Annotated in this window: 10 protein-coding genes; 5 read left to right on the top strand and 5 right to left on the bottom strand. The window is 62.1% G+C overall.

Annotation, left to right across the window (positions count from 1 at the left end; translation table 11 throughout):
• A partial coding sequence (locus A3764_RS13930) for a Crp/Fnr family transcriptional regulator (RefSeq protein WP_067951682.1) occupies positions 1-539 on the top strand: 539 nt, incomplete at its 5' end.
• A 4-nt stretch (positions 540-543) separates the two neighbouring features.
• On the opposite strand, the gene A3764_RS13935 is transcribed toward A3764_RS13930, so the two are convergent.
• Positions 544-1488, bottom strand: a complete 945-nt coding sequence (locus A3764_RS13935; RefSeq protein ID WP_067928638.1) for a YihY/virulence factor BrkB family protein — start codon at positions 1486-1488, stop codon at positions 544-546.
• A gap of 76 nt (positions 1489-1564) precedes the next feature.
• Entirely contained in the window at positions 1565-2422 is an 858-nt protein-coding gene (locus tag A3764_RS13940; RefSeq protein WP_067928628.1) for a formate/nitrite transporter family protein, read from the bottom strand.
• A gap of 141 nt (positions 2423-2563) precedes the next feature.
• Here A3764_RS13940 and A3764_RS13945 point away from each other — a divergent pair, with 141 nt between their 5' ends.
• Positions 2564-3817 carry an aminotransferase class V-fold PLP-dependent enzyme gene (locus tag A3764_RS13945; RefSeq protein WP_067921989.1) on the top strand — a complete coding sequence of 418 codons (1254 nt, stop codon included), beginning with the start codon at positions 2564-2566 and terminating at the stop codon, positions 3815-3817.
• A 46-nt stretch (positions 3818-3863) separates the two neighbouring features.
• Positions 3864-5159: an acetylornithine deacetylase/succinyl-diaminopimelate desuccinylase family protein gene (locus A3764_RS13950; protein ID WP_067921987.1), complete on the top strand. Its 1296-nt coding sequence runs from the start codon at positions 3864-3866 to the stop codon at positions 5157-5159.
• Here A3764_RS13950 and A3764_RS13955 read toward each other — a convergent pair.
• Positions 5156-6421, bottom strand: coding sequence for an Hsp70 family protein (locus A3764_RS13955; RefSeq protein WP_067921985.1), 1266 nt, complete (start codon positions 6419-6421; stop codon positions 5156-5158). The genes A3764_RS13950 and A3764_RS13955 overlap by 4 nt on opposite strands.
• A gap of 137 nt (positions 6422-6558) precedes the next feature.
• Between A3764_RS13955 and A3764_RS13960 the strand changes: the two genes are divergently transcribed.
• Positions 6559-8040, top strand: a complete 1482-nt coding sequence (locus A3764_RS13960) for an ABC transporter substrate-binding protein (RefSeq protein WP_067921982.1) — start codon at positions 6559-6561, stop codon at positions 8038-8040.
• Between the two features lie 45 nt (positions 8041-8085).
• Here A3764_RS13960 and A3764_RS13965 read toward each other — a convergent pair whose 3' ends face one another.
• Complete coding sequence (locus A3764_RS13965; RefSeq protein ID WP_082851079.1) at positions 8086-9204, bottom strand: acetoin utilization protein AcuC; 1119 nt, start codon at positions 9202-9204, stop codon at positions 8086-8088.
• A gap of 92 nt (positions 9205-9296) precedes the next feature.
• Positions 9297-9761 (bottom strand): hypothetical protein, encoded by a 465-nt coding sequence (locus tag A3764_RS13970; RefSeq protein ID WP_067921975.1) that lies wholly within the window; start codon positions 9759-9761, stop codon positions 9297-9299.
• A gap of 189 nt (positions 9762-9950) precedes the next feature.
• Here A3764_RS13970 and A3764_RS13975 point away from each other — a divergent pair.
• On the top strand, positions 9951-10397 hold a 447-nt coding region (locus A3764_RS13975), incomplete at its 3' end, for an ABC transporter permease (protein ID WP_150122185.1).

Here is a 10397-nt window from a genome sequence, read left to right on the forward strand (position 1 = left end):
ACAAGAAGCTGATGAACGGCCAGCGGCAGGTCATCAATTTCGTCTTCCCCGGCGACTTTCTTGGCCTCCAAGCGGGGCTGCTGGGCGAAATGAGCCATTCGGTCGAGGCGCGGACACACATGCGCCTCTGCGTCTTTGACCGGTCAGAGGTCTGGTCGCTGTTCCGCAACCATCCGTCCCGCGCCTTCGACATCACCTGGCTCGCCGCGGTGGAGGAACATTTCCTCGGCGAAACGCTGGCGACGATCGGACAGCGCACCGCCCTGCAATCCGTCGCATGGGCCATGGTGAAACTGTTTCTGAGAGGGCGCTCGCTCGGGATGGTTACGAACAATCACATGTCCCTGCCTTTCACCCAGCGGGACATGGCGGACGCGCTCGGCCTTTCGCTGGTGCATACCAACAAGACCCTGAGCAAGCTGAAGGAGCTGCAACTTGCATCCTGGGCGGACAAAAGGCTCCAGATCAACGATCTCGACGAACTTGCAAAGGTCGCGCTCACCACGGTGGAAGAAGTCACCCCCCGTCCGCTTCTCTAAGGGCTCAGTCCGGGCGCTTCGGCGTCTCGACCGCCGGGGGCAGCACGGTATCGGCCACATAGGCCCCCCGCTCCCCCAAGGGCTTCGGACGACCGGTGGTACTGTCCGACTTCGTGCGCATTTCGATCTGGGCGTTCAGCGAGGCCCCGAGCAGGATCAGGAAACTGCTGATCCACAACCAGATCAGCATGGCGATCACGGCCCCGATGGAGCCATAGACCTGATTGTAGTTGCCGAAATTGGCAACGTAGAAGGAAAAGGCGATCGAAAGCGCCGCCCATGACACCACCGCCATCAGCGCGCCGATGGTGATCCAGGGCATCCGCGCGGAACGCCGGTTCGGACCATAGCGGTAGAGCACACCAACCCCTGCGAACAGGACGATCACCGCGATGGTCCAGCGCACCAGATCCGCCATCAGGTTGCCGAAGGGCCCCAGCGGGAAAAATGCCAGCACCACCGGGGCAATCACCACCGTCAGCAGCGCCACGATACCCACCCCGACAAGGCTGATCGTCAGCAACAGCGCCCGCGCGTAGTGACGTGCGGCGTTCCGGTTCTTTTCATAATATACGTTGTTGAGCCCGATCATCATCGCGCCCACGCCCGCCCGCGCCGACCAAAGCGCCACGAAGAGAGAAAGCACACCCGCCCAGCCGAGCGTATCGGCCCGCGCGGTCACAAGCGACACCACCTGATCGTTGACGATATCGTAGACATCATCAGGCAGCAGGCCACGCACCTCTTCAAGCTGCGCCACCACGACCGCCGGGTCAGAGATCAGACCCAAGAGGGCAATCAGGGCCGCCAGCGCGGGAAAAAGCGAGAGCATCCCGAAGAAGGCCACCCCGGCGGAAATCAGGCCAAGGTTATTTTCCGCCACATGCGCCAGACTCGCCTTGAAGGCGGCCCAGTAGATGGATGGATCAGCCGGCAATCTGCGTTTCACGGGCACGGATACCTCTTTCGTACGGTCTTCTCAGCATAGCCATCGGACGAAGCGGCAAACAACCCGGTATCCCGCGTCATTCATGGTCGTTTTCCTCAACGTCGTCACGCACCTGGCCCCAGGCGACCAGCGTAAAGATCACTGTACCGCCTATGATATTGCCTGACAGAACCGGCAGGAAGAACCTGAACAGCGCGGGATAGGCATCCAGTTGCCCCTGCCAGACCAAAACAGCCATCTCGACCGAACCGGCAACGATATGGGTGAAATCGCCTGCCGCGATCAGCCAGGTAAAGGTCAGGATAAGGAAAAACGCCGTTTCGTCGGCCTGCGGCAGCATCCACACGATCAGGGCCACGATCACACCCGCCGGAATAGCCCGCCAGAAGCCTTCTTCGGCGGACATGCCGGTGGCATGATAGGAAAGTTCGTTGATGGCAGGCAGAAGCTCCGGCGGAATGGCCGGTGTAAAGACGAAGAGTGCCGCGACAGCAAACGCCCCGACGACGTTCGCAGAAAGCACGATGAACCACAGCCGCAGCATGCAATAGAGCGAATGCCACGTGCGCTTGCGCATGATCGGCAGAACGGTGGTGATCGTGTTTTCGGTGAAAAGCTGCATCCGCCCCATGATCACCGCGATGAAACCAAGCGAATATCCAACGTTTTCGATCAGATAGCGATAAGGCGTCTCAGGCAGGTAGGTGCGAAAGATCGCCTCCCCCAGAACCGAAAGGCTGATCATCATGCCCGCCGCCACGCCGGACCAGACAAGCGAACGATGCGTACGGGCAAGCTCTTCCTCGCCCTCGCGGCGAATGACCTCGTAGATCAGGCGCGGGGTCAGTGCTGCGGCCTTCTTGACCGAACGCTCGGTTTCCTGTTCTTCGGCAATCTTCTCAACCGAAGGTTGCTTTTGTATCAATGGGGCCATTCGGCGCATTCCTTATGAGTCGCGCACCATCTAGCGTAGGGCGCGGGTTTTTACAGATAATTCTGCGCGGTGCGACGCAAGGACACTTGCATTCCCTGCGGTTGAACCAATGATGCGCCCGAAACCTGTTGAAAGCCTGTCATGTCATCTCCCGCCCCCCTGCCGCTTGCCTCCGTCCGTGACCGCTTTGCCCATGTGGAGGAATGCCCCCTGACGGGGCCGCGCATTTTCTTCGAGAACGCGGGCGGGGCGCTGACGCTCAAATCGGTTGTGGAAACCTCCGCCCGCTTTGCCGCCATTCCCGACAATCAGGGCCGGGATAACCTCGCGTCGCGCAAGCTGGGTGAAATCATCGCGCGTGCGCGGGCCGATATGGCCACGTTCTTCGGCACCGATGGGGGGCGCTTTTTCGTCGGGGAATCCGGCACGGAGCTGACCTTTCGCCTTTTGCGCACCGCCATCATGGGCAGCGCGGAAGGCGGGCGCGTGCTCGGGTCTTCGGTCGAACACCCCGCCTCCCGCAGTGCCGCGCGGCACTGGGCTGGCATGGCGGGCAAACCCTATGTCGAGGTGCCACATGACGATGCCACCGGTCAGGTTACCGCCGCCCAATATGCCCCGCTGGTCACGGCGGACGTTCGGGTTGCGACCATCCTGCACACATCCCCCGTCACCGGAATCGCCAATGATGTAGCCGCCATCGCCAAAACGATCCGAGAAACCGCGCCGGAGGCTTTCATATTCGTGGATGGCATCCAGCACGCCAGCCATGGCCGGGTGGATATCGCGGCCTATGACATCGATGGCTATGTCGTTTCCCCCTACAAGATGTTTTCGCGCCATGGCTATGGCGTGGCATGGGTATCGGACAGGCTGACAGCGCTGCCCATCGAAACGCTCGCAGGCGGCCCCACCGGAAATTGGGAAATGGGAACCCGCGACACCGGCTCCTATGCCACCTTTTCCGACGTGGTCTCCTATCTCGACTGGCTGGGCGGCGAGGTTTCCGACGCCGAAACCCCCCGGGACCGGATCGAGGCGGCGGGGGCTGCCATTCATGCCCATGAAAAGATGCTCACGGATACGATGCTTCACGGGGCGGGCAACCTGCCGGGCCTTGCCGATCTGCCGGGGGTGACGATCCTTGGCGGCGTGGACAACCCCGCCCGTGAAGGGCTGGTGTGTTTCGCGCTGGAGCATGTCCCGGCGGATCGGATCGTCGAGGAATTGAATGCGCGCGGTATCCGGACGCATATCCGCCGGGCGGACCATTATTCTGGCAACATTCTCACCCCGCTGGGGTTGGATGCCGCCGTGCGCGTATCGCTCTGCCATTACAACAGCGCCGAAGAAGTCCGCGCGCTGCTGGCGGCGATGAAGGATATCGCCGGCTGATGCGACCGCCCTTGCTATCGTTGAAGGACCGCATGATCATGCGGATATGACCAGCAGACTTTCCAACTCCATCGCCGACCGACGGGACGATCTGATCGCCCTGACGCAGGATCTTATCCGCATTCCGACATTGAACCCGCCGGGGCAGGATTACCGCCGAATCTGCGAATACCTCGACCTGCGGCTGCGCGTGCATGGCTTCGACACGCATCTGATCCGCGCCGAAGGCACGCCCGGCGACAGCGCCAAATATCCCCGCTGGAACATCGTCGCACGGCGCGAAGGGAAGTACGCGGGCGATTGCGTGCATTTCAACAGCCATACCGATGTCGTCGAAGTCGGCGCCGGATGGACGTTCGACCCCTTCGGCGGCCAGCAAAAGGACGGGCGGATCTATGGGCGCGGCGCCTGCGACATGAAAGGCGGTCTTGCCGCGTCGATCATCGCGGCGGAAGCCTTCATCGAGGTTTGGCCCGACTATTGCGGCGCCATCGAAATTTCCGGCACGGCGGACGAGGAATCAGGCGGCTATGGCGGTGTGGCCTACCTAGCCGAACAGGGCTGGTTTTCACCGGACCGCGTGCAGCATGTGATCATCCCCGAACCGCTGAACAAGGATCGTATCTGCCTTGGCCATCGCGGCGGCTGGTGGGCAGAGATCGAAACCAAGGGTGAGATCGCCCATGGCTCCATGCCCTTCCTTGGCGATTGCGCGGTGCGGCACATGGGCGCCGTATTGGCCGAATTCGAAGACAAGCTCTTCCCCGCCATGGCAGCCCGAACGACGGAGATGCCAGTGGTGCCCGACGGCGCGCGCAATTCCACCATGAACATCAACTCCATCCACGGCGGCCAAAAGGAACAGGCCGAGGATTTCGACGGATTGCCCGCCCATTGCGTCCCGGATTCCTGCCGTATCGTGATCGACAGGCGGTTCCTCGTCGAAGAACCGCTCGATCAGGTGCGCGACGAGGTGACGGCCCTGCTCGAAGGGTTGCGCAAGTCGCGAAACGACTTCGACTACGAGATTACGGAGCTGAACGCCGTCCTGCCTTCCATGACCGATCAGGAAGCTCCGGTGGTGCGTACCGTGGCAAAGGCCATCGAACAGGTGATGGGAAAGGCGCCCACCTACGTCGCCTCCCCCGGCACCTACGATCAGAAACACATCGACCGTATCGGCAAGCTCAAGAACTGCATCGCCTACGGGCCGGGGATCCTCGAACTGGCACATAAGCCAGATGAATATATCGGGATCGACGACATGATCGACAGCGCCAGCGTGATGGGGGCGGCACTGGAAACCCTGCTGCTGCCGGGGGGCGGATCCGCGGGGAGCTAAGCGAAGGCCCGGGAGGAGGCCAACGCCAGCCCATCCGCAATCGCCGTTAAGGCGGCACCGTGATGAACCTCAGCCGCGGGAAAGGCCCTGCGCATGGCGTCCTGCACCACGGACAAAAGGCTGGAGCCGCCGACAAAGATCACGCGGTTCACGTCCTCTGCCGCATATTCCGCATCCGTGACGGTCCGAAGACCGGCTTCGGCGATCTGCGCGGCCATATCGGCCAGCGATGCGGCAAGCAGGGCGGCGGGCAGTTCCGCTTCCAGCCCCTTTTCGACGATACCCAGTTTGATCCGGGGCGGCGCGGTCGCCGCGGGATCGTTGGCGGCGATCTTTCCGGCCTCGACGGCAAAGGCAATGTCATGGCCCAATTCATCCTCCAGAACCTGAACGAGCCGGGCGAACACATCGGGGTCGACCGCATAGCGCGCCAGATCCGCCGCCGCCTTGCGGGTTTCCCGGGTGTAAAGGAACGGAATTTTCTGCCAGGTCGCCAGATCGGCGAAGATGGAAACGGGCGCCTCATGCGTCTTGTCACCGAAGGCGTGCTTGATCTGGTGGCCCAACCCCAGATGCGGCATCACCTGACCGAAGCTGAGCTCCTTGTCGAAATCCGTACCGCCCAGCCGAATACCATGGCTTTGCAGAATCTGGATCGCATCCTCCCCCTCCTGCCGGAACAGCGTGAAATCGGAGGTGCCGCCGCCGATATCCACGATCAATCCGAGGTCTCCGGGTTCGAGCACCGCGCGGTTCGCCAGCGCCGCCGCTTCGGGTTCGGGCATGAAGCGAACGTCCTCGAAACCTGCCGCGGCATAACAGTCGCGCAGATCCACGAGGGCTTGTGCATTGCGGTCCGCATCCGCGCTGTGAAAGCGTACGGGACGGCCCGACAGGGCATGGGTAAAGCTTTGCCCGGTTTCCTTTTCGGCCCGCCGCTTCACTTCGGCAAGGAACCTCCCGACGATACCGATGAAATCCGTGCGTTTGCCCAGCAGCACCCGGCTTTCACGCATGAGCGGCGTGCCCAGCAGGCTCTTGAGCGCACGCATGTAGCGCCCTTCGTCGCCGCCGATCAGCGCCGATTGCGCCGCCCGGCCATAGACCACCTGCTGCGCGTCGAAATCGAAGAACACCGCCGTCGGCAACGTGGTCTCGCCCCCCTCCATCGGGATAAGCCGAGGGCTACCGTCGATGCGCATACCGGCGGCGGAGTTCGATGTGCCGAAGTCTATTCCAAGGGTCGCGGGACCATTGCCCATGGCTGTCTCCACTCGCGCTGCAAAGGGCCGCTGCCTAAACGATCCCGATCGCCTGGACAAGGCGCGGGAAGACGCTCACGCTGGTATTGCGCAGGCGAAATAGGTAGGATCCGCGCACGAAAAACAGGGAGTTTTCAATGATACGCCTTCGTTCCATCCTCCAGGGTGCCGCGGCCGCCGCCGTTCTGGCGAGCGCCGGCTTCGCGCAGCAGTCCGACATTACCGTCGCGCTGCAGCTCGAACCGCCCCATCTGGACCCGACCAGCGCCGCTGCCGGCGCAATCGATTCCGTTCTCTATTCCAACGTCTTCGAAGGGCTCACGCGCTTTGCCAGCGATGGCTCCATCGTTCCCGGGCTCGCCGAATCATGGGAAATTTCGGATGACGGGCTGACCTATACCTTCAAGCTGCGCGAAGGGGTCAAATTCCACGACGGCACCACGATGGATGCCGAAGACGTCAAGTTCTCGCTCGACCGGATCAATGCCGAAGACAGCGCCAACGCACAAAAGGCGCTCTATTCCGCGATCTCCGAGGTCAACGTGATCGATCCCACGATGGTGGAGATCAAGCTGAGCGAGCCCAACGGCAACATGCTGTTCAATCTCGCCTGGGGTGATGCCGTCATCGTCGCACCCGAAAGCATCGAAGGCATCAAGCAGACGCCCGTGGGTACCGGCGCCTTCAAGTTCGACAGTTGGACCCAGGGCGACCGGATCGAGCTTTCCCGCAACCCCGACTATTGGGGCGAACCGGCAAAGCTGGATAACGTGACGTTCAAGTTCATCTCCGACCCGACGGCTGCCTTTGCCGCCGTCATGGCCGAAGATGTCGATGTCTTCTCGGGTTTCCCCGCGCCGGAAAACCTGCCCCAGTTCGAAGCGGATGCCCGCTTTCAGGTACTGGTCGGTTCGACCGAGGGTGAAACGATCCTCGCGATCAACAACAAGGTGGCGCCCTTCGACGATCCCAAAGTCCGGCAAGCCGTGGCCCATGCGATCGACCGGCAGGCCATCATCGACGGTGCGATGTTCGGATACGGCACGCCCATCGGCACCCATTTCGCGCCCCATAACCCGGCCTATGTCGATCTGACCGGCCAGTCCGCGCATGAGCCCGAAAAGGCCCGCGCCCTGCTGGCCGAAGCGGGCTATCCCGACGGTTTCGAGACGACATTGCACCTGCCGCCCCCGTCCTACGCCCGCCGCGGCGGAGAGATCATCGCGGCCCAGCTTGCGGAAGTCGGCATCGACGCCAAGATCACGAACGTCGAATGGGCACAGTGGCTGGAATCGGTCTTCAAGGGCAAGGATTTCGGCCTGACCATCGTCAGCCATACCGAACCCATGGACATCGGCATTTACGCCAACCCCGATTACTATTTTCAGTATGACAACGCCGAATTGCAGGATCTCATGACCCGGTTGAACAGCACCACGGACCCCGATCAGCGTACCGAGATGCTGAAGCAGGCGCAGCAGATCATCGCGGACGATTACGTGAATGGCTATCTCTTCCAGCTTGCGGCGTTGTCGGTCGCGAAGTCCGGGCTTCAGGGCCTCTGGGCGAATGCGCCGACACAGGCGACAGACCTCACAGGGGTCAGCTGGGCCGAGTAATCGGCACCCGCATCTCTGGCGATCCCCTCCGGGGGGTCGTCAACCCTAAGCAGGCATGCGCCGCCTCGCCAGACGGGCCAATCCGTCCGTAACCTCCTCCTGCACATCCCCCTCGCGCGGGTCATCGCGCAGCGTGGTGAACCAGTGATCGGGCGGGTTGCGCCCGCGCCGGTTGCCTTCGAACGAAAGGCCCCGCAGGACGGTTTCGGCAGCAGGTGACAGGCGGTCGGGGAACTCCGCGCCGTTCAGAATACCCCAAACCCCGGTCCAGAGCCTGCCGACGGACCATGGATTGTACCCCCCGCCCCCCAGCACCAACAGCCGCGGCGCACAGTCCCGCAGTGCCCGCAGAACATCCCACGGGGCGTTGTTGCTCAGCCCGAGGTGGGAAAGCGGATCCTCCTCGACCGTATCCGCCCCGCAGAGCAGAACGATGGCATCGGGGCGAAAGGCGTACACACGCGGCAGGATCAACTCGTCACGGATGCGCGCCATGCCAGTGTCGTTCAGATTGCGCGGGACCGGCAGGTTAAACACATTGCCCGCCCCCTCGAACTCCAGCGCCCCCGTGCGCGGCCAGAGCCGCGCCTCATGTACCGAGATCATCAGGATGTCAGGATCGGCAGCAAAGGCCAGTTCCACGCCATCCGGGTGATGGGCATCAATGTCCACATAGGCGATGCGGCGGACCCCGTGGCGACGCAGGCTGAGGATCGCCAGAACCGGATCGTTCAGATAGCAAAACCCGTTGGCCCGGTCGGGAAGCCCGTGATGCGTACCGCCCGCCGGGTTATAGACTGTGCCGCCTCGGGCGAGCAGTTCGCCCGCCAGTATGGACCCCCCGGCGGCCGTAGCGGGCCTGCGGAAAATCTCAGTGAATACCGGGTTCGTCACACTGCCCAGATCGTGGCGGGTGCGGTCTTCGATCGTGGCGCTCTGGGTCCGCTCCACCCGTTGAAGCGCGTCGATATAGGCAGGGGTATGCCATGCCGTCAGGGCCGTCGGCTTGGCGCGGGGGGAGTTGATGAACTGATCGCGCGGCAACCAGCCCAGCGCCCGCGACAAATCCATGACCGTCGATACACGCGGAACCCGTAGCGGATGCCAGCGGCCATAGCTGGAATGGCGATAGATTTCGTGGCCAATGAATTTGGGGCGCTCCATACCGCCGGACTTAGCTGAAAACCGTGCCCCGTCCACGAACGAAAAAGAGCACCCGAAGGTGCTCTTTTCCTAACGTCGCCTTGCAGGAAGGCTTAGTTGACGCCGTTCATGTTCGCTGCGGCCTCGGAAACCATCTGGTCGAGGTTCTGGTCACAGGCGAGCATCAGTTCTTCGATGTTCTCTGCGGTCGGGCCGTCTTCGGACATCATGTCGTCACCCATGTTGCTGTTGGTGGGTTCGACAGCTTTGGGCGTATCCGCCTGAACGGAACCTTCGGTCGACACGACACCGTCAGTCGCTTCCTCTTCGGAAGTTTTCATCTGGTCATCACCGTTGACGTCTTCATCGGCGCGTGCACCTTCTTCAAGGCTTCCACCGTCGTTGCCCATTTCGATTTCGGCAATCGCCATGGCGGCAACTTCGACCTGCTCTTCAGCTGTCAGGGCCTTGTATTCAGCGCACGTCATCGAGGCGCTCATGTGAGCGGCCGCAAATGCAGGTGCAGAAACGGTGCCCAGCAGGCCAGCGATCGCAAGTGTTTTCAATGTCGTCTTCATTTTTCTCTCCTTCGAAAAATTCTTTCATCGCAGGGACAACCGTACCGTGAGCGATTCGGTTCCCGACATGGGTGCTCCGCTCCTGTCACGAAGCGGTGAATGCCGCGCGCGCGGCAAACTTTTCTGCAGCGCCGGTTCTGCCTCATAACCCTCTGGACGCTCCTTTGCGGCACTCGTAGGCTCCCCGCGATGCTGCGATATGTCCTCAAACGTCTTGTATCCCTCGTCGTCAGCCTCGCTGTCGCTTCGGTGGTGATCTTCGCAATCATCGAAATCGCCCCCGGTGATCCGGCCAGCTTCATGCTGGGAATGAACGCGCAGCCCGAAACGCTTGAGGCTCTGCGGGAGGAGCTTGGCCTGAACCAGGGTAAGCTGGCGCGCTATCTCACCTGGGTGAGCGGGTTGCTGCAGGGGGATTTCGGCATTTCCTATACCTATCGCACCCCGGTGGGGGAGATGATCGCAGCACGGCTCTGGGTGTCATTGCCGCTGGCTCTCTATGCGCTGACGCTGTCCACCCTGATCGCCTTTCCCGCCGGTATTTTCGCCGCTTCCCGCAGGGGGGAGGCCGGGGATTTAGGCGTGATGGGGGCCACGCAGCTCGGCGTTGCCATCCCGAATTTCTGGTTCGCGATG

Origin of the sequence: Sulfitobacter sp. HI0129 (assembly GCF_001635395.1) — a bacterium.
GTDB lineage: Bacteria > Pseudomonadota > Alphaproteobacteria > Rhodobacterales > Rhodobacteraceae > Sulfitobacter.